This window comes from Enterobacter sp. AC1 (assembly GCF_050434705.1).
In the GTDB taxonomy this organism is placed as follows: domain Bacteria; phylum Pseudomonadota; class Gammaproteobacteria; order Enterobacterales; family Enterobacteriaceae; genus Enterobacter; species Enterobacter cloacae_L.
On record NZ_JBNDIZ010000014.1, the window covers coordinates 1 to 18,168 of the forward strand.

At 56.6% G+C, this 18,168-nt stretch carries 17 protein-coding genes and 2 tRNA genes; 4 read left to right on the forward strand and 15 right to left on the reverse strand.

Annotation, left to right across the window (positions count from 1 at the left end):
- Positions 1-497: 497 nt before the first annotated feature.
- From M2433_RS23245 to dnaQ, 9 genes are all read right to left on the reverse strand, one after another.
- The gene (locus tag M2433_RS23245; RefSeq protein WP_429057928.1) at positions 498-2,099 is read right to left on the reverse strand and encodes a gamma-glutamyltransferase family protein; all 1,602 of its coding nucleotides are present in this window, start codon (positions 2,097-2,099) and stop codon (positions 498-500) included.
- A gap of 9 nt (positions 2,100-2,108) precedes the next feature.
- The gene (locus tag M2433_RS23250) at positions 2,109-2,984 is read right to left on the reverse strand and encodes an ABC transporter permease (protein WP_429057905.1); all 876 of its coding nucleotides are present in this window, start codon (positions 2,982-2,984) and stop codon (positions 2,109-2,111) included.
- Between the two features lie 2 nt (positions 2,985-2,986).
- On the reverse strand, positions 2,987-3,928 hold the full coding sequence (locus M2433_RS23255; protein ID WP_008500268.1) for an ABC transporter permease: 942 nt from the start codon (positions 3,926-3,928) through the stop codon (positions 2,987-2,989).
- An 18-nt stretch (positions 3,929-3,946) separates the two neighbouring features.
- Positions 3,947-5,461 (reverse strand): ABC transporter substrate-binding protein, encoded by a 1,515-nt coding sequence (locus M2433_RS23260; protein ID WP_429057907.1) that lies wholly within the window; start codon positions 5,459-5,461, stop codon positions 3,947-3,949.
- A 2-nt stretch (positions 5,462-5,463) separates the two neighbouring features.
- A complete protein-coding gene (locus M2433_RS23265) occupies positions 5,464-6,546 on the reverse strand; it encodes an ABC transporter ATP-binding protein (protein WP_429057909.1) in 1,083 nt (360 codons plus the stop codon).
- Positions 6,543-7,556 (reverse strand): ABC transporter ATP-binding protein, encoded by a 1,014-nt coding sequence (locus M2433_RS23270; protein WP_429057910.1) that lies wholly within the window; start codon positions 7,554-7,556, stop codon positions 6,543-6,545. The genes M2433_RS23265 and M2433_RS23270 overlap by 4 nt, the downstream gene beginning before the upstream one ends.
- Positions 7,553-8,272, reverse strand: coding sequence for a FadR/GntR family transcriptional regulator (locus M2433_RS23275; RefSeq protein ID WP_429057912.1), 720 nt, complete (start codon positions 8,270-8,272; stop codon positions 7,553-7,555). Before M2433_RS23275 ends, M2433_RS23270 begins: the two co-directional genes overlap by 4 nt.
- A 375-nt stretch (positions 8,273-8,647) precedes the next feature.
- Positions 8,648-8,724 (reverse strand) — tRNA-Asp (locus tag M2433_RS23280).
- Positions 8,725-8,856: 132 nt separating this feature from the next.
- Positions 8,857-9,588, reverse strand: coding sequence for a DNA polymerase III subunit epsilon (gene dnaQ, locus M2433_RS23285; protein WP_047347368.1), 732 nt, complete (start codon positions 9,586-9,588; stop codon positions 8,857-8,859).
- A gap of 64 nt (positions 9,589-9,652) precedes the next feature.
- On the opposite strand from dnaQ, the gene rnhA reads away from it, so the two are divergent.
- Positions 9,653-10,120: a ribonuclease HI gene (gene rnhA / locus M2433_RS23290; RefSeq protein WP_023310485.1), complete on the forward strand. Its 468-nt coding sequence runs from the start codon at positions 9,653-9,655 to the stop codon at positions 10,118-10,120.
- On the opposite strand, the gene M2433_RS23295 is transcribed toward rnhA, so the two are convergent.
- Positions 10,117-10,836, reverse strand: a complete 720-nt coding sequence (locus M2433_RS23295) for a class I SAM-dependent methyltransferase (protein ID WP_023310484.1) — start codon at positions 10,834-10,836, stop codon at positions 10,117-10,119. The two genes, rnhA and M2433_RS23295, sit on opposite strands and share 4 nt — an antisense overlap.
- Positions 10,837-10,868: 32 nt before the next feature.
- Here M2433_RS23295 and gloB point away from each other — a divergent pair, with 32 nt between their 5' ends.
- Together gloB and mltD are read left to right on the forward strand one after the other, a co-directional pair.
- Entirely contained in the window at positions 10,869-11,627 is a 759-nt protein-coding gene (gene gloB, locus M2433_RS23300) for a hydroxyacylglutathione hydrolase (RefSeq protein WP_429057915.1), read from the forward strand.
- A gap of 68 nt (positions 11,628-11,695) precedes the next feature.
- The gene (mltD, locus tag M2433_RS23305) at positions 11,696-13,060 is read left to right on the forward strand and encodes a murein transglycosylase D (RefSeq protein WP_429057917.1); all 1,365 of its coding nucleotides are present in this window, start codon (positions 11,696-11,698) and stop codon (positions 13,058-13,060) included.
- Between the two features lie 52 nt (positions 13,061-13,112).
- On the opposite strand, the gene M2433_RS23310 is transcribed toward mltD, so the two are convergent.
- From M2433_RS23310 to M2433_RS23320, 3 genes are all read right to left on the reverse strand, one after another.
- Positions 13,113-13,886, reverse strand: coding sequence for a class I SAM-dependent methyltransferase (locus tag M2433_RS23310; RefSeq protein WP_429057919.1), 774 nt, complete (start codon positions 13,884-13,886; stop codon positions 13,113-13,115).
- A gap of 75 nt (positions 13,887-13,961) precedes the next feature.
- A complete protein-coding gene (locus tag M2433_RS23315; protein WP_429057921.1) occupies positions 13,962-14,762 on the reverse strand; it encodes an endonuclease/exonuclease/phosphatase family protein in 801 nt (266 codons plus the stop codon).
- Positions 14,763-14,898: 136 nt separating this feature from the next.
- Positions 14,899-16,074, reverse strand: a complete 1,176-nt coding sequence (locus M2433_RS23320) for an MFS transporter (protein ID WP_429057923.1) — start codon at positions 16,072-16,074, stop codon at positions 14,899-14,901.
- 104 nt (positions 16,075-16,178) lie between these two features.
- Between M2433_RS23320 and yafC the strand changes: the two genes are divergently transcribed.
- Positions 16,179-17,084 carry a DNA-binding transcriptional regulator YafC gene (gene yafC / locus M2433_RS23325; protein WP_429057924.1) on the forward strand — a complete coding sequence of 302 codons (906 nt, stop codon included), beginning with the start codon at positions 16,179-16,181 and terminating at the stop codon, positions 17,082-17,084.
- A gap of 31 nt (positions 17,085-17,115) precedes the next feature.
- On the opposite strand, the gene dkgB is transcribed toward yafC, so the two are convergent.
- The gene (dkgB, locus tag M2433_RS23330) at positions 17,116-17,919 is read right to left on the reverse strand and encodes a 2,5-didehydrogluconate reductase DkgB (protein WP_429057926.1); all 804 of its coding nucleotides are present in this window, start codon (positions 17,917-17,919) and stop codon (positions 17,116-17,118) included.
- Between the two features lie 162 nt (positions 17,920-18,081).
- Positions 18,082-18,158, reverse strand: a tRNA-Asp gene (locus M2433_RS23335).
- Positions 18,159-18,168 lie beyond the last annotated feature (10 nt).

Here is an 18,168-nt window from a genome sequence, read left to right on the forward strand (position 1 = left end):
ACCTGAAGAAAAAGTCGATCACCATGGGTAAAGGATGTTAAAAAGTGTTCACCATGTCCCCGAACACCTGTCTACCATGTCCCCGGACCGTACAGAGGGAGAGGGCTGGGGTGAGGGGGAACATACGGCTGTGGAGGTTATTCCGTTCACTTTATGTTCCTCGCTACTCTGTAACGACACAACCTGTGAACGTGCCAGGGTGGCTCAGTCGCCACCACCCTGGCGACCCGGGCTCCCGGCGGTAAATCGCCGCTTCGCGGTGCCCTCGGCTTATTCCTTCCGGCTTGTCGGGGACGGGCGGAGGCAACGTCCATGTAAAGCCCGCCCTCTCGGCGCATCCCTGCGCCTCGCCCCGGCCTACAGGAAACGCCTCAGCGATTTACAGCCGGATCAGGGCATCGCTGTAAGTCATTAATTATCCTGAAACAATATTTATCGCTTCCGGCTAAAAAATTACCGGGGATCCCTCAGCCCAAAGGGAGAGGGAGGATAAAACATTAACTCACCAACGCCTGCCCGTCTTTGCGGCTTTCCGTCGCGGCCACGTAGTGCCCTTCCGGCAGGCGATAGATCACCTGCGCCCCGCCAAAGTTATAATCCTGAAGCGGATCTTCCACCACGATCTGATGTCCGCGCTCGCGCAGCGCCGCGATAGTATTGCGATCGAACGTTGATTCTACAATCACCTCCCTGCCCTGCACCACGCGCCAGCGCGGGGCATCGATTGCCGCCTGCGGGTTTTGCCCGTGCAGCATGATGCGCAGCGCCATTTGCATGTGCCCCTGCGCCTGCATCGGCCCGCCCATTACGCCGAAGGACATCAGCGGCTTGCCGCTGCCGTCCATCGCAAAGCCCGGAATGATGGTATGGAACGGACGCTTGCTGCCCGCCAGCGCGTTCGGGTGCTCAGGATCCAGCACAAACCCGCAGCCCCGGTTTTGCAGGCTGATCCCGGTGTCCGGCACCACGATGCCTGATCCAAAGCCCATAAAGTTGGACTGAATAAACGAGACCATCATCCCGCTGGCGTCGGCGGTGCTGATGTAGACCGTGCCGCTCTGCGTCGGGGAGCCGTAGACAAAATCAGAGGCGCTATCGTGGTTAATCAGCGCCGCGCGCGACTTCAGATAATGGTCGCTCAACAGTTCTTTCGCCGCGAACGCCATGTGTTCTTCGTCCGCCACGTAGCGATCGAGATCCGCCAGCGCCAGCTTCATCGCCTCAATAGACAGGTGCAGGGACTGCACGGAATCCGGGTGATGCTTCTCGATGCCGCACTGCTCCAGAATGCCGAGCGCGATCAGCGTGGCGATCCCCTGACCGTTAGGCGGCAGCTCCTGCACCGAACCGCCCGCGAAGTCGCGCGAAAGCAGGTCTACCCAGTCCACACGATGGTTTGCCAGATCCTCAGCCGTCAGGTGCGCGCCGTGCTCTTTGGCAAAGGCGGCAATTTTCTGCGCCAGCTCGCCGCGGTAAAACGCGTCGCCGTTGGTTTTCGCAATCAGCTCCAGCGAGTTCGCCTGCGCCGGGTTACGGAAGATTTCCCCCACGCGTGGGGCGCGGCCTTCCGGCGCGAAGCAGGCGCTAAATCCCGGCTGATCTTTCAGCTTGTTATAGCCGCGCTGCCAGAGATGGCCAATCAGCGGGGAGACCGGGAAGCCGTTGCGCGCGTAGTCAACGGCAGGCTGCGCCAGCGTGGTCAGCGGCAGCGTGCCGAAGCGTTCCGCCAGTGCGACCCAGCCGGATACCGCCCCCGGCACGGTCACCGCGTCCCAGCCGATTTCCGGCACCGCGGTTTTTCCGGCAAACAGATCCGCATGCCAGCTCGCAGGCGAACGACCGGACGCGTTCAGGCCGTGCAGCTTTTCACCGTCCCAGACGATGGCAAAGGCGTCGCTGCCGATCCCGTTGCCGGTCGGCTCGACCACCGTCAGCGCCATCGCGGTGGCAATGGCCGCATCGACGGCATTCCCGCCCAGCTGCAGCATCTTCATCCCCGCCTGCGCCGCCAGCGGCTGGGACGTCGCTACCGCGTTATGGCCCATCATCGGAGGGCGTCGTGAAGCGTAACCGGAGGTAAAATCAAGCGCTTTGGTCATCATGACTCCTTAGTCGTGGCGCGGATCGAGCGCATCGCGCAGCCCGTCGCCGAGTAAATTAAAGCCCTGCACGGCAAGGAAAATCGCCACGCCGGGGAAAACGGACATCCAAGGCGCCTGCTCAAGAAACCCTTTCGCGGTGTTGAGCATGGAGCCCCAGGACGGATTGGGCGGCTGCTGTCCCAGCCCCAAAAACGACAGGCTGGCTTCGGCGATAATCGCCGAGGCAATCGCCAGCGTGGCCTGCACCAGGATCGGCGACATCACGTTGGGCAGGACGTATTTAATGATGATCCAGCGATCCGGCAGGCCAATCGCCCGCGCGCCGTCGATGTACTCTTCGTTGCGAATGGCGATCACCTGACCGCGCGTCAGGCGGGCGAAGAACGGCATCGCCGAAAGACCGATGGCGATCATCGCGTTGGTCAGGCTCGGGCCCAAAAATGCCCCCAGCGCGATCGCCATGATCAGGAACGGACAGGCCAGCAGCGCCTCGATAAAGCGCGAGATCACCCCGTCCCACATCTTCTGGAAGTAGCCCGCCACCAGCCCCAGCGGCACGCCGATGACCACCGCGATAACAACGGACATGCAGCCCGCCATCAGCGAGGTGCGCGCCCCCCAGATAATGCGGGATAAAATGTCGCGCCCCAGCTCGTCGGTGCCGAACCAGTACATCGCCGACGGCGCTTTACGCACCGCCAGAAAGTTGGCTTTAACCGGGTCGAACGGGGCGATCCACGGCGCCAGCAGCGCCACCAGCACAAAGAAGCCCACTACCACCGCGCCAATCACCGCGCTTTTATTCGATAGGAATTTCTTCAGCACCCGGTTTTGCGCGCGCGGCAGCGCGGGGGCAACGGTTTGAGTCGTCAGTTCCGCCATCGTTAACCTCGCATTTTCGGATTGATAAGGACGTAGAGCACGTCGGCCAGTAGGTTCAGCATCAGGAAGCCGATCGCCACGATCAGCACCACGCCCTGCACCACCGCGTAGTCACGGTTGAATACCGAGTCGACGATCATCTTGCCGAAGCCCGGAATGGTGAAGACCTGCTCGGTCAGCACCGCGCCGCCCAGCAGCTCGCCGAACAGCAGCGTGGTGAGGGTGATCACCGGCACCAGCGCGTTGCGAAAAGCGTGCTTCAGGATCACCGCCTTCGGCAGCAGCCCTTTCGCCCGCGCGGTGCGGATGTAGTCCGCCTTCAGTACCGCAATCATCGAGGCACGGGTGTGGCGCATCAACGTTGCCGCGAGCCCCGTTCCGAGCACGGACGCGGGCAGCAGCAGCGTGCGCAGGTTCTGGAGCGGATCTTCACTGAACGGCACATAGCCGGACGCGGGTAGCCACTGCAGGTTTACCGAAAAGACCAGAATCAGCAGGATCCCCAGCCAGAAGTGCGGGATCGAGATCCCCGAGATCGCCACGAAGTTCGCCCCGTGATCGACCCAGCTGTTTTTGTTCACCGCCGCAAGGATCCCCATGCTGATGCCGAACACCAGCGCGATAATCATCGCCAGCAGCGACAGCTCCAGCGTAACCGGCAGCTTGCTGGCGATGAGCTGCGTCACCGGTTCATGCGTGCGTAAGGAGACGCCCAGATCGCCCTGCAGCGCGCGCGTTAGCCAGTGGAAATACTGCACGGGGATCGGCGCATCGAGGTTCAGCTCCGCGCGCAGCTGGGCGATGACCGCCGGGTCACGCTCCTCCCCGGCCATGGCGATCAGCGGGTCGCCGGGCAGCAGCTTTTGCAGCCCGAAAACCATCATGCTCACCAGCAATAGCGTCGGGACGGCCAGCAGCAGACGTTTGCAAATCAGTTCCAGCATGGGTTCTCCTCAGGACGTTTATTTCGCCAGCGTCAGGCCCGCCAGACGCACGATGCCGTCCGGATAAGGCTTAAAGCCCTGCACTTTCTTGTTCAGGCCAAAAATGCGCGGCTCGAAGTAGAGGTAGGCAATCGGCATGTCGATCTGGAGCTGCTTCACCACCTTGTCATACAGCGGCTGGCGGGCAGCCTGGTCGGTGCTCTGGCGCGCCTGGGTCAGCCACTCATCGACCTGCGCGTTGCTGTAGCGACCGTCGTTCAGCGTGCCTTTACTGTGGATAAAGCCGTAGATGCTGCCATCCGGATCCGGACGACCCGACCAGCCGGAGAAGCTCAGCTGATAGTCACCGCTCTGCTGGCGATCCAGCAGCGTGGCGAATTCGGTCATCTGCAGGTTCAGGTTAAAGCCCGCCTCGGCGACCATCGCCTGCAGCACCTGACCGACCTGCTGCGAGGTTGGGTTGTTCGGCACCAGCAGGTTGACGGTCAGCGGCGCGGTGACGCCTGCCGCTTTCAGCAGCGCTTTGGCTTTGTCGACATCGCGCGGTGGGACCGGCAGGTTGACGTGATACGGGCTGACCGGCGAAAACGCCTGGTTTGCCGGGGTGTACAGCCCCTCAAAGACCACCTGGTTTAACGCATCGCGGTCGATGGCCTGAGAGAACGCCTCGCGCACGCGCGCGTCCTTGAACGGATCGTTGGCCGGTACCTTGCCGTTGTTGATATTAAAGGTGATGCCCTGATAGCCCAGACCGGTCACCTTCGCCAGCGCCAGCTTGCTGTCGGCTTCGACGGTTTTCACGTCGCTGGCGGCGATGCCTTCGGTCAGATCAAGATCGCCCGCGCGGAGGTTCGCGAGGCGCACGGAGGCATCCGGGATCGGCAGATAGATAATTTTGTCGAAGTGGTAAGCGCCTTTGTTCCAGTAGTTGTCGAAGCGGGTCAGAACGATGCGGTCCTGGGACACGCGGCTGTCGAATTTATACGGGCCGGAGCAGACCGGGTGGGCGGCAAAGTCAGGCTTTTTCGCCGCTTCGGGGGCCATCATTGCCCCGGCGCGGTCGGTGAGCTGCATCAGCAGCGCGGCATCCGGCGTTTTCAGGTGCAGCGCAATCTGCATCGGGCCGGTGACCTCGACCGATTCAACGGAGGAGATCTCGCTTTTACGCAGGGAGCCTTTCAGGGTCAGGGCGCGGTCGAGGTTGTATTTTGCGGCGGCGGCATCGAATTTCTCACCGTCGTGGAAGGTGACCCCGTCGCGCAGATTGAGCGTCAGGGTTTTACCGTCCTCGCTCCACGCCCAGTCTTTAGCCAGACCGGGGACAACCTTCAGGTTTTCATCCACGTCCACCAGCCTGTCGCAGAGAGAGGCAAAGACGAAGCGGCCATAGTAGGTGCGCGCCAGATGCGGGTCGAGCATGTCCGGGTCAGCGCCCAGACCGACACGCAGTACGCTTTCAGAATGGGCGGGCAGCGCCGCGCCAAGCAACATAACACTTCCCAGTACGGTCAAAAGAGAATTACGCATTGTCATTATCATGAGTTCCTTGAAGGAAGGGACGAGTGAGTGGCCGCGTGTTCAAACAGCGCGCGGCGGCGCAGGAAAGCGGCGGATGGCGGAGCAATCTGGATAACGCTGCGATCGCGATTAATATCCTGCCAGCGGTGGCAGGCAACCTGACGTCCGCCGTCGAGCACCTGATTAATCGGCTCGACCTGGCGGCATTCGTCGGTGACGTACGGGCAGCGGGTGTGGAAGCGACAGCCGGACGGCGGGCTGGCCGGGTTCGGCAAATCTCCCTGCAGCAGCGGCGCGGCGCGTTCCACGCCGGGCTGCATCTGCGGCGCCGAGGCGATCAGCGCCTGGGTATAGGGGTGCAGCGGTGCGTCAAAGATCTCATCGACGCTGGCAAGCTCGACGATTTGCCCGAGGTACATGACCGCCACGCGGTCGCTCATATGACGAATAACCGCCAGACCGTGGGCAACAATCACCATCGTCAGGCCGAACTGATGCTTCAGGCTTTCAAGCAGGTTAACCACCTGCGCCTGTACGGACACATCCAGCGCGGAGACGGGTTCATCCCCCAGCAGCAGTTTCGGCCCGGAAGCCAGCGCGCGCGCAATGCCGATGCGCTGGCGCTGCCCGCCGGAAAACTCGTGCGGATAGCGTCCGGCCCAGGCGGCAGGCAGGCCAACGGTCTTAAGCAGCTCGGCAACGCGGTACTGGCGGTCCGCTTTTTTCATATTCTGATGCAGCCACAGCGGCTCACCGACAATCTGCTCCACCGTCATGCGCGGGTTCAGCGAGGCAAAGGGATCCTGGAAGATAATCTGCAGCTCGCGCCGGAGCTGGTTCAGACGCGCTCCTGATGCATAGGTGATCTCCTCCCCCTGGTAAAACACGCGCCCTTCGCTGGCGGCCAGCAGGCGCAGCAGCAGACGACCGAGAGTGGATTTTCCGGAACCGGACTCGCCGACAATCGCCAGCGTTTCGCCCGGCATCACGGCAAGCGAAACGCGATCGACCGCCGTGACGAACCGTGCCGGGGTAAAGAGTTTTTTAGGGCCGGGAAACAGCTTGCTAAGATCGCGGGCTTCAAGAATGGGCGTGGTCATGCGGTCTCTCCCAGGGCAATGTGGTGTTCGAGCGGTACGCGGAAACAGGCGACCTGATGGCCGGCACCCAGTGTGGCGAGCTGTGGTTTTTCATCATGGCAGCGCGCCTGCGCAAACGGACAGCGGGTGGCAAAACGGCAGCCCTTCGGCATGGATTCCGGCAGCGGCACCGATCCGGGAATAGTGGAAAGCGGGCCTTTACGCGCGCCAAGGGAAGGAATCGACCCCATCAGGCCGATGGTGTACGGGTGCTGCGGGTCGGCAAAGATGGCCTCCACGCTTCCCTGCTCCACCACCTGTCCGGCATACATCACCGCCACCTGCTGGGCGACTTCTGCCACCACGCCTAAATCGTGAGTGATCATCAGCACCGCCGTGCCGGTCTCTTCTTTCAAGTCGTTGAGCAGGGCAAGGATTTGCGCCTGGATGGTGACGTCGAGCGCGGTGGTCGGTTCATCCGCAATCAGCAGTTTGGGGTGGTTAATCAGCGCCATGGCAATCATCACCCGCTGGCGCATCCCGCCGGAAAGCTGGTGGGGGTACGCTTTCAGCCTCATCTCTGCGGCCGGGATCTGCACTTTCTCCAGAACCTGTAGCGCAGCCTGCATCGCCTCTGCTCGTGAGACGTTCTGATGGCGCATGACCGCTTCACTCAGCTGATCGCCCAGCGTAAACGCCGGATTAAGCGAGGTCATCGGCTCCTGGAAAATCATCGCCAGCTCGCTGCCGCGCAGATCGGCATACTCCCGCGGCGAGAGCTTGCGCAGATCGTGACGGCGAAACTGCATCTCACCGCTGACAATCTGTGCGCTGGCAGGCAGCAAGCCCATCAGCGCTAGCGACGTGATGCTTTTCCCGCAGCCTGACTCCCCCACCAGCGCCAGCGTTTCGCCCGCTTTGACCGTCAGGGAAATGCCGTCCAGTACGCTCACCGGAGAGCCGGAAAATTTGACGTTGAGATTATTCAGCCGCAGTACTGGCGCGGAGTCCTTAAACGGGATCGTCGTCATAGGGTGAAGTCGTCCTCAAGGTGGATCGCATGGATCAGGGCGGTTTGCAGGCTGAGCAGGTGTTCGCGCATGGCGGCCGCTGCCTCGTTAGGCTGGCGATGGATAATCGCAGCCATGATCTTGTGATGGTGGTCGTTATAGCTGTCGACGCGTTCGGGCGTGCGGGCTAATTCACGCAGATGCTGCCAGCCCGGTTCACGTCTGACGGCATCAATGGCGTCAAACAGGCCGAGCATCAGGCGATTACCCGCCGCTTCCGCAATGGCGCGGTGAAAGGCGCTATCCCACAGTTCGTTGAGATCGCGGTCGTCCGGGCTGACCTTGTCAATGCGTTCCAGCATGCGCTGCATGAGCGCAAGGTTTTCCCTGGTGGCACGCAGTGCCGCAAGCCGGGCTAAGCCGGGTTCGAGCTGCAGACGAGCTTCCATCACTTCCAGAAGGTTGGTTTGCTGAACCAATCCCTGAAGGGCCAGCGGTTCAACAGGTGCAGCCGGACCGATAAAGGTTCCTTTGCCCTGCTTACGCCAGATGCGCCCCTCTTCTTCCAGCACGTCCAGCGCGCGACGCACTTCGCGTCGTCCTACGCCGAGAGTCTCCGACAGCTCACGTTCTGTGGGCAGCGGAATGCCTGGTGTTGACTCGTGCTGGTTGATTAGCCCGCGCAGCTGTTCAAGCGCAGTGCTGGAATTTGCCAGAAACCGTGACGGTTTTTCCATATTGGTTCGCTCGCTTTCATCATTGCTTTATTTTTATTAACGATAAGTTATTGATATGGAATGACGCTTATCGTGCTAATGATTAAGCAATAACCAAACCAATACGTAATTGGTTCAGGAGGTTTTTGGAAAGCAGGAGATAAGAGGATGATTTTTCGTGATTTATATTTTACAAAAAGAAACGCCCTGACTGGCGTCAGAAGCGGCACAGGCAGATTAAATGCACAATTTCAGTGCAAATAACGCACTAATGTTGTGCATATGTTAATTATATGCACCATGTTATTTAACTTTTTGTTAATAAAAAGAGGAAGGAATTCAGGAAGCTGAAACGACGAAGGCCTGAATCATTTCTGATTCAGGCCTTCTGAATAGTGGCGGAACGGACGGGACTCGAACCCGCGACCCCCTGCGTGACAGGCAGGTATTCTAACCGACTGAACTACCGCTCCACTGTTCCCGTTTGGGGAACGAGGCGCATATTACGGTGTGCCTCCGATCTCGTCAACGCTTTTTCTCACGTTTTGAATCGTTTGCTGCAAAAATCACCCAACCGATGATTTTACAGGCATTCCGGCGTTTTTTCAGGCGCGCCACATACAGCTTCCGCCCTTCTTCTGCACCAGATCAAGCCGGGATTCGTGGTCATGAAGCTCTTCTTCACTGGCTGAAACTACCCGCAACCGGCTTGCCTGACGGACAATGCGCTGAATACCCGCTTCGCCCTGCGTCTGCTGGGATTCATTTTCCATGCTGAACTTCATTGACGTCTGACCGCCGGTCATCGTCAGATAGACATCCGCCAGGATCTGGGCATCGAGCAATGCCCCGTGCAGCGTTCGCTTGGTGTTGTCTATCTCGTAGCGCGAACAGAGGGCATCAAGGCTGTTACGCTTGCCGGGGAACATTTTCCTCGCCAGCGCCAGGCTGTCCGTCACCTTACAAAAGGTGTTTGTCTTCGGGATATCGCGATTAAGCTTGCTAAATTCATAATCCATAAAGCCGATATCGAACGAGGCGTTATGGATGACAAGCTCGGCGCCCTTGATGTATTCCAGGAACTCGTCAGCGACATCCGCAAACGTCGGTTTATCCAGCAAGAACTCATCGGCAATACCGTGAACGCCGAACGCCTCTGGATCCACCAGCCGATCGGGTTTGAGGTAGACGTGGAAGTTGTTCCCCGTAAGACGACGGTTCACCACTTCAACGGCGCCGATCTCGATGATCTTATGCCCTTCGTAGTGTGCGCCGATCTGGTTCATACCGGTGGTTTCGGTATCGAGAACAATCTGGCGAGTAATTGCAGTGCTCATAGCGGTCATTTATGTCAGACTTATCGTTTAACTGAACGTTTCGAATACAGGAAGTCTACCAGAGATGCGTAAACAGGTAGAAATTTTCACCGATGGATCTTGTCTCGGTAACCCGGGCCCCGGCGGCTACGGTGCGATTATGCGCTATCGCCAGCACGAAAAAACCTTTAGCGAAGGCTATTTTCTGACCACCAACAACCGGATGGAGTTGATGGCGGCCATTGTGGCGCTGGAGGCGTTAAAAGAACATTGTGACGTGGTGTTGAGCACCGACAGCCAGTACGTGCGTCAGGGGATCACCCAGTGGATCCACAACTGGAAAAAACGCGGCTGGAAGACCGCCGACAAGAAGCCGGTCAAGAATGTCGACCTCTGGAAACGTCTTGATGCTGCGCTGGGACAACACCAGATTAAGTGGGAATGGGTAAAAGGCCACGCTGGCCATCCGGAAAACGAACGCTGCGACGAACTGGCGCGCGCTGCGGCATCCAATCCCGCTCATGAAGATGCAGGCTATCAGCCCGACGCCTAATCGGTTTTTTTGTATTGCCGCGTGGCCCCCACGGTCTGGCGGATGGGCGTTTTCGACTTGCTCTGCTTCATCGGATTAAGCGTAAGGGGAATGGTTCGCTTACGCGCGACGATAAACTGCAAACAGCCTAATGCGGGCAGATGGGTGCTTAGCACGACGCCCCCCTGCCGCGCCCAGGGCAGCACCTGAAAGCCCCCGTAGCAGAGCACTTCAAAGTTCAGGAGTGAGAGCCAGTCGAGCTGGCGCATCATGGTGAACATCCGGCTGTTGTAGGGCGGAGTCCGGCGCAGCACCGGTACCAGCTTACGCAGGCCCATCAGGCTCAGCGGATTGAATCCGCTCAGTACCAGCCAGCCGTCATCAATCAGCACGCGATCGGCTTCGCGAAGCAGACGGTGCGGGTCGCTGCACCAGGGTAACGTGTGCGCGAGCAAGCACGCGTCAACGGATTTTTCCGCAAACGGCAGATGTAAAGGGTCTGCTTTCACCTGTACCGGGGATCCGCCGAGAGAGACGTTGACCTGATGCGAGATAGCGCAGCTTTCGGTATTGATTTCCGCGCTGAGATTGCCAATCTTAAGCAGGTGAAAGCCATACATTTTCGCGAGCCAGGGCTTTAGCTGTTGTTCTAACGCCTCGCGATAGTATTCACCCCAGGGCAATTCCGCCCAACGTTCCGGTGCTGCGACAGTCTGAGGTATCCTTGCCGGTTTCATCAACACACCCGCCACGCTATAAGAGGTAATGTATGAATCTTATCAGTATTCCTGCTTTTGAGGACAATTACATCTGGGTTTTGGTTGACGACGATCGTCGATGCGTCATTGTGGACCCCGGAGAATCCGCCCCCGTTTTGCATGCCATCAAGGAAAACGGCTGGCAGCCTGAAGCCATTCTGTTGACCCACCACCATCACGATCATACTGGCGGTGTGCCCGATCTGCGTGCCCACTTTCCGCATCTTGTGGTTTACGGACCGGCAGAGACACAAGATAAGGGAACAACACAAGTAGTCGAAGAAGGCGAAAATATCCTCATACGCGAGTGGGAGTTTTCCGTATTTGCTACACCGGGTCACACTTTAGGACATCTGTGTTTCTACAGTAAACCTTATCTTTTTTGCGGCGACACGCTGTTCTCAGGGGGCTGCGGAAGACTGTTTGAAGGCACGCCTGCGCAAATGTACCAGTCTTTACAGAAGATTAACGCACTACCTGATGAGACGCTCATTTGTTGCGCCCATGAGTACACATTAGGGAATATGAAGTTTTCCGTGAACCTCTTACCAGAGGATCGGGCGATTCAGGATTATTATCACAAAGTGAAGAAGTTACGTGCAAAAAACCAAAAAACACTCCCCGTAATTCTGAAAAATGAGCGCCAAATTAATTTATTTTTACGAACAGATGATATTGATTTAATTAATAAAATTAACCTAGAAACAAATTTGCAACAACCAGAAGAGCGATTTGCATGGTTAAGGTCAAAGAAAGATAACTTCAGATAATTGCGTGTTGCCTTTTCAAAATTTCGCCGTTATCATCGCTCGTCTTTTAAGCAACTATTGACACACACATGAAGGCAAAAGCGATATTACTCGCCTCTGTCCTGCTTGTAGGTTGCCAGTCGCAGAACGGCAGCAACGTACAACAGCACGCACAGAGCCTTTCTGCAGCTGGTCAAGGGGAAGCAGGGAAGTTTACAAGTCAGGCGCGATGGTTGGACGATGGGACATCTTTCGCGCAGGAACAAGACTTGTGGGCCTCTATTGGCGACGAGCTAAAGATGGGAATTCCGGAAAATACCCGGATTCGCGAACAGAAACAGAAGTATTTAAGAAATAAGAGCTATCTCCACGATGTAACGTTACGGGCAGAGCCGTATATGTACTGGATAGCCGGGCAAGTTAAGAAACGTAACATGCCTATGGAGCTGGTACTCCTACCCATAGTGGAGAGCGCTTTTGACCCACACGCGACGTCTGGCGCCAATGCCGCAGGCATTTGGCAGATCATTCCGAGCACCGGGCGAAATTATGGTCTGAAACAGACCCGCAACTATGATGCGCGTCGCGATGTTGTCGCTTCAACGACAGCCGCTCTCGACATGATGCAACGTCTGAATAAGATGTTTGACGGCGACTGGCTGTTAACGGTCGCAGCGTACAATAGTGGCGAAGGTCGTGTACTGAAGGCAATGAAAGCGAATAAAGCACGGGGTAAATCCACCGATTTTTGGTCGCTCTCACTGCCACAGGAAACAAAGATTTACGTGCCGAAAATGCTGGCATTGAGCGATATTCTCAAGAACAGCAAGCGTTACGGTGTGCAACTGCCAACACCAGACGAAAGTCGTGCACTGGCGCGCGTTCGCCTCAGCAGTCCGGTTGATATTCAACAGGTCGCTGATATGACGGGTATGTCGGTAAGTAAATTGAAAACCTTTAATGCTGGCGTTAAAGGCTCAACGCTGGGGGCAAGTGGTCCGCAGTATGTAATGGTTCCGCAGAAACATGCCGAGCAGTTACGTGAGTCTTTAGCTTCTGGTGAAATCGCCGCCGTTCAGTCAACGCTGATCGCGGATGCATCATCAGTCAACAGCCGCAGCTATAAGGTTCGTTCAGGTGACACGCTTTCGGGCATTGCATCGCGTCTTGGCGTGACGGCAAAAGATCTGCAGCAGTGGAATAATCTGCGCAGTTCAGGGCTGAAAGTTGGTCAAACGCTGACGGTGGGTGCAGGTAGCAGCGCACAGCGTCTCGCCAGCAACAGCGATAGCATTACCTATCGCGTGCGCAAGGGCGATTCACTGTCCAGTATCGCAAAACGACACGGCGTGAACATCAAAGATGTGATGCGCTGGAACAACGATACTGACAATCTGAAACCAGGCGACCAGCTGACGCTGTTTGTTAAGAACAGCGCTACGCCAGACTCCTGATAACACGATCGAAAGATAAAAAGGCACCGATTCCCCTCGGTGCCTTTTTTGTTTATCCCGCTTTTTGCGCTTCAGCCATGATGGTATCGCTGGTAAAAGAGCCATCGTCCTGCAGTTCAAAGTACGCCTTCACCTCTGCAGACGCGCTCTCCTGATACAGCCTGATTGCCTGCCTTAATGCTTCCGGGGTGCGCATCCGCGCGATCCACGAGCTGAACTCCAGCGGTAAGCGGTCGGTAATCAACGCGCGCGCAATCAGCCCCGCGTCAGTGATAAATGAAAACCACTCACCGCTGGAGTAGTTTTGCACATGCGAGGTGTCGCGCAGCGCTTCCACCGTCTGCAGCCAGATATTGCGCACCGGATGCCCGGGCGACATCACATCCATCATGATGAAGATGCCCCCCGGCTTCAGAACGCGTTTGACCTCACGTAATGCCAGGCCGACATCATGCCAGTGGTGCGCGGAATAACGGCTGATCGCTACCTCAAAGGACGCATCATCAAAAGGTAAGGATTCGGCATAGCCCTGGCGCGTATTAATGTTGTCCAGCCCTTTCGCCTTCGCCGCTTCAGCAACCACCTCCAGCATCTGGCTGGATAAATCATAGGCGGTAACCTGCGCCACCTGCTGCGCAGCCGTAAAGCTGGCATGCCCTGCCCCGCAGCCTAAATCCAGCACGTGCGCCTGCGGGAATGCCGCGAGGCGCTCACCGAGGCGGACAAGGTCGCGGCCAGAAGCGTGCACGGCGCTGCTCAGATAAGCATTTGCCTGAGAACCAAACTGTTTTTCTACATTGTCATGATGGGAGTGTGTTGTTGTCATCGTACTGTCCTTTGTGAGTTTAAAATAAAGGGCAGTACCCGCGCAGGCCTGCCCCACGGCAGACCTGACACACCATTATTTATCAGGTTTGCCGGGACTGAATTCAACTAGTAGAGGATTGTGATCGGAGGCGCGCGTCACCAGAACAGAAGCGTCATGCACGCTCAAACCACGATAGAAGACAAAATCGAGAGGACGACCAAAGGCTTTTTTGCGCTGGTCATCGTTAAAACGAACTTCACGCAGCGACATTTCGCGCGCAAAGCGATACAGCGCATTCATGCGCGGGCGGCTCCAGGCATTGAAATCGCCGGCCATAATGATGGGCCCGCTGTGATGCGCTATCTGATCACCGATTGGAAGTAATTGCTTACTATACACATCCACACCCAGGCTGAAATTTACCGCGTGGATATTCACGACCATCAGCATCCGGGTATCCGGCAGCGGGTAGACCGTCACCAGCGCTGATTTCGCCAGGCGCAGGATAGGCTCGCGTTCGCGCAGCGGACAGCAATAGACGGGATGTGCTGCAGAAAGCGTCATCACGCCTGAGGGATGTTGAGGCAGAACAAATGCAGGCACCTGGTCGGCGGCAAGATAGTTGGTGGTCGCAAACCGCACCAGCTCAGGGGTGGTTTGCGCCTCCTGGAGCAGAACCAGGTGGGCATCTTTTCCATAGTTCTTGAGTACCGATAACCACTCTGCACGCTGCTGCTTAAAGATATTCCACACCAGCACGCGAATTTTTTCATCGCTGCTTAACGGAGTACCGGCGGGTAATGCCTGGCTTATGCTCGCAAACGACCCCGGAGGCAAAATCCTCTCCGCGGGCATTCCGGCAACATAACGCATGGCATAGGTATTTTTTCGCACTTTTTGAAACAGCCTCTATAACATGAACCAGCCCGGAAAACGGACTGGTTCTAATGTTATAGGGACTTTAGGTCACACTTTCAACGCAATTTCTGAGAAACCGCTTTCCAGTTTTGTAAGCAAGCACTTACTGATGTTATCCCAGCGCGACGCGAGCAGGTTTATCCAGACGCCCACTCAGGCCAATCAGCAGGAAAGCCACCAGGACAATCACCGCACCAATCCACGGTGTCTGGGTTAATCCAACATGCGCTACGGTTTGCCCGCCGATGATGGAACCCAGCGCGATGCCAATATTAAATGCGGCAATGTTCAGACCCGATGCCACATCCACCGCATTAGGCGTATAGAGCTCGGCTTTCTGTACAACATAAACCTGAAGTCCGGGAACATTACCAAAGGCAAAGATCCCCATAACCAGTACCGTGACCAGCGCGGCGTAGTGCATCGAAGACGTGAACTGGAAAATCATCAGCAGAACAACCAGGGCGGCAAAGATGAATTTCAGCGCTGGTACCGCACCGTGCTTATCGGCAAGCTTGCCGCCCCAGATATTGCCAATGGCAACGGAAATACCATATCCCAGCAAAATCCAGCTCACGGCGTTGGGTGAGAAACCTGCCAGGTCCTGCATCATCGGTGCCAGGAAAGTAAAGGCGGTGAATACCCCACCATAGCCCAGTGCCGTAACCGCGTAGATGATCAGCAAACGCGGATGCGTGAGCACCTTCAGCTGATCGCGCAGGCTGGCGCTCGCCCGGCCAGGAATATTTGACGGTACCAGCAGCAGGCTGGTCACCAGGGCGATGACGCCCAGTAAGGAAACGGCCAGGAAAGTTTCACACCAGCCGAAGTGCTGTCCGATAAACGTTCCCAACGGTACGCCCGTGACGAGTGCAACGGTCAACCCACCAAACATGATCGCAATGGCTGAAGCCGCTTTCTCTTTGGGGACCAGGCTGGTTGCAATGGTAGAGCCAATAGAGAAGAACACACCGTGTGCAAGGCCGGTCAACAGGCGGGCAATCACCAGGGTGGTGTAATCCGGCGCCTTCCAGGCCAGGATGTTGCCGGCAGTGAACAGCACCATCAGCGCGACTAACAGCTGCTTACGTGGGAAACGTCCGGTCAGCGCCGTCAGGACCGGCGCACCAACGGCGACGCCCAGGGCGTAGATAGACACCAACAGCCCGGCTGAGGGCAGCGAGATCGCAAGCTGGTTAGCAATGGTAGGAACCAGTCCTACGATAACAAATTCGGTCGTGCCAATTGCAAAGGCACTGATCGTCAGGGCAAGTAGCGCCAGTGGCATAAAATACTCCGTATCATCAGGATTAAGATGACAGGCAGTATGCGCCAGTGCTTAAATAACAAAAATGGTCAAAATATCAATTGAGTTTTGCAGGTAGTGCAACAATGAAAGCAACGTCTGAAGAGCTGACAATCTTTGTCGCCGTCGTCGAAAGCGGCAGTTTTAGCCGGGCGGCCGAACAGCTGGGGCAGGCTAACTCCGCTGTTAGCCGCTCGGTAAAAAAACTGGAGATGAAGCTGGGGGTAAGTCTGCTCAACCGAACGACGCGGCAGCTGAGCCTGACGGAAGAAGGAGAGCGTTATTTCCGCCGCGTGCAGTCGGTACTGCAGGAGATGGCCGCAGCGGAGACGGAGATTATGGAAACCCGCAGCACCCCGCGTGGGTTGCTGCGCATTGATGCGGCCACGCCGGTTGTGCTTCACTTTCTGATGCCGCTGATCAAGCCTTTCCGCGAACGTTATCCGGAGATGACGCTCTCTCTGGTCTCCTCAGAGACGTTTATCAACCTGATCGAGCGAAAAGTGGATGTGGCCATCCGCGCGGGAACCCTGACGGATTCAAGCCTGCGTGCCCGCCCTCTGTTTGCCAGCTACCGCAAAATTATCGCATCACCAGACTATATTGCTGAACATGGTAAACCGGAGACGGTTGAAGAATTGAAGCAGCACCTGTGCCTGGGCTTTACGGAGCCTGTGTCGCTGAACACCTGGCCTGTCGCCTGTCATGATGGCCAGCTGCATGAAATTACCTGCGGATTATCGTCGAACAGCGGGGAAACGCTAAAACAGCTGTGCCTCACCGGGAATGGCATCGCCTGTTTGTCGGATTACATGATTGATAAAGAAATTGCGCGCGGTGAGCTCGTGGAGATAATGGCCGATAAGCGTCTACCGGTAGAGATGCCTTTTAGCGCAGTGTATTATAGTGACAGAGCGGTAAGCACGCGCATCAGGGCCTTTATTGACTTCCTGAGCGAGCATATAAAAACAGCTCCCGAAGGAGCTGTGTGAGGGTTTAGAGTACAGAGGGGGGGGGTTAATATCAATCCCAGTCAGGCGCTAAGCCTTCCGGGCTAACCAGACGATCGTTGCATTCCAGGGCTGCGATCGCTTTTTTATCATCGGCATCCAGCTGAAGATCCGTTGCTAACAGGTTGCTGGCCAGATTTTCACGTTTAGTTGAAGATGGGATCACGGCATAACCTTCACCCATTGCCCATGCCAGAATGACCTGCGCGGCAGTCGCGCTATGTTTCTCAGCGATACGCGTAATCACTTCATCTTTCAGCGCTTTACCATAGGCCAGCGTCATGTATGAGGTGATGTGGATACCGTGCTGTTTTGCCCAGTCCACGACTTTGCGGTTCTGCAGGTAAGGAGACAGTTCAATCTGGTTGGTCGCAATATTTTCTGCACCTACAGCGGCAATGGCTTTTTCCATCAGCGGAATGGTGAAGTTGGAGATACCAATTTCTCGGGTCAAGCCCTGAGCTTTTGCTTCCAGAAGGGCCTGCATGAATTCTTCCACAGAAACGGCATCGTTCGGTGATGGCCAGTGAATCAGCGTCAGATCCACGTAGTCGGTGCGCAATTTCTTCAGGCTCTCTTTCAGGCTCGGGATGAGCTTGTCTTTGCTGAGGTTTTCAATCCAGATCTTTGTAGTGATGAACAGCTCATTACGCGGCACACCGCTCTCTTCGAGAGCTTGTCCAACGGCAGCTTCATTTTCATAGATCTGTGCCGTATCAACTGCGCGATAGCCCAGTTCCAGTGCGGTTTTAACCGATGCGATCACAACGTCGTCTTTCAGGCGGAATGTGCCCAGACCAAATGCAGGGAGAGTCATATAATCCTCGTTATTCATAATGTTTGTTAACTGAGGAGAATTATCGCTGCAGAGGTTATGAAGAAAAAGATCGTAAAACGCAGAGGATTTTTGCTGATTTAGCAATAATGAGGCAGCAGATAAGAAAAAAGCCCTGAGCGTTAACTCAGGGCTTTTAATAAGTGGCGGAACGGACGGGACTCGAACCCGCGACCCCCTGCGTGACAGGCAGGTATTCTAACCGACTGAACTACCGCTCCACCGAAGACT

What these genes read in the sequence shown, in the direction of transcription:
- M2433_RS23245 (WP_429057928.1), bottom strand. Translation starts at nt 2,099, where the DNA reads ATGACCAAAGCGCTTGATTTTACCTCCGGTTACGCTTCACGACGCCCT.
- M2433_RS23320 (WP_429057923.1), bottom strand. Translation starts at nt 16,074, where the DNA reads ATGCCACTGGCGCTACTTGCCCTGACGATCAGTGCCTTTGCAATTGGC.
- mltD (WP_429057917.1), top strand. Translation starts at nt 11,696, where the DNA reads ATGAAGGCAAAAGCGATATTACTCGCCTCTGTCCTGCTTGTAGGTTGC.
- gloB (WP_429057915.1), top strand. Translation starts at nt 10,869, where the DNA reads ATGAATCTTATCAGTATTCCTGCTTTTGAGGACAATTACATCTGGGTT.
- M2433_RS23310 (WP_429057919.1), bottom strand. Translation starts at nt 13,886, where the DNA reads ATGACAACAACACACTCCCATCATGACAATGTAGAAAAACAGTTTGGT.
- M2433_RS23265 (WP_429057909.1), bottom strand. Translation starts at nt 6,546, where the DNA reads ATGACCACGCCCATTCTTGAAGCCCGCGATCTTAGCAAGCTGTTTCCC.
- M2433_RS23260 (WP_429057907.1), bottom strand. Translation starts at nt 5,461, where the DNA reads ATGACAATGCGTAATTCTCTTTTGACCGTACTGGGAAGTGTTATGTTG.
- dnaQ (WP_047347368.1), bottom strand. Translation starts at nt 9,588, where the DNA reads ATGAGCACTGCAATTACTCGCCAGATTGTTCTCGATACCGAAACCACC.
- rnhA (WP_023310485.1), top strand. Translation starts at nt 9,653, where the DNA reads ATGCGTAAACAGGTAGAAATTTTCACCGATGGATCTTGTCTCGGTAAC.
- dkgB (WP_429057926.1), bottom strand. Translation starts at nt 17,919, where the DNA reads ATGACTCTCCCTGCATTTGGTCTGGGCACATTCCGCCTGAAAGACGAC.
- M2433_RS23275 (WP_429057912.1), bottom strand. Translation starts at nt 8,272, where the DNA reads ATGGAAAAACCGTCACGGTTTCTGGCAAATTCCAGCACTGCGCTTGAA.
- M2433_RS23270 (WP_429057910.1), bottom strand. Translation starts at nt 7,556, where the DNA reads ATGACGACGATCCCGTTTAAGGACTCCGCGCCAGTACTGCGGCTGAAT.
- M2433_RS23255 (WP_008500268.1), bottom strand. Translation starts at nt 3,928, where the DNA reads ATGCTGGAACTGATTTGCAAACGTCTGCTGCTGGCCGTCCCGACGCTA.
- yafC (WP_429057924.1), top strand. Translation starts at nt 16,179, where the DNA reads ATGAAAGCAACGTCTGAAGAGCTGACAATCTTTGTCGCCGTCGTCGAA.
- M2433_RS23250 (WP_429057905.1), bottom strand. Translation starts at nt 2,984, where the DNA reads ATGGCGGAACTGACGACTCAAACCGTTGCCCCCGCGCTGCCGCGCGCG.
- M2433_RS23295 (WP_023310484.1), bottom strand. Translation starts at nt 10,836, where the DNA reads ATGAAACCGGCAAGGATACCTCAGACTGTCGCAGCACCGGAACGTTGG.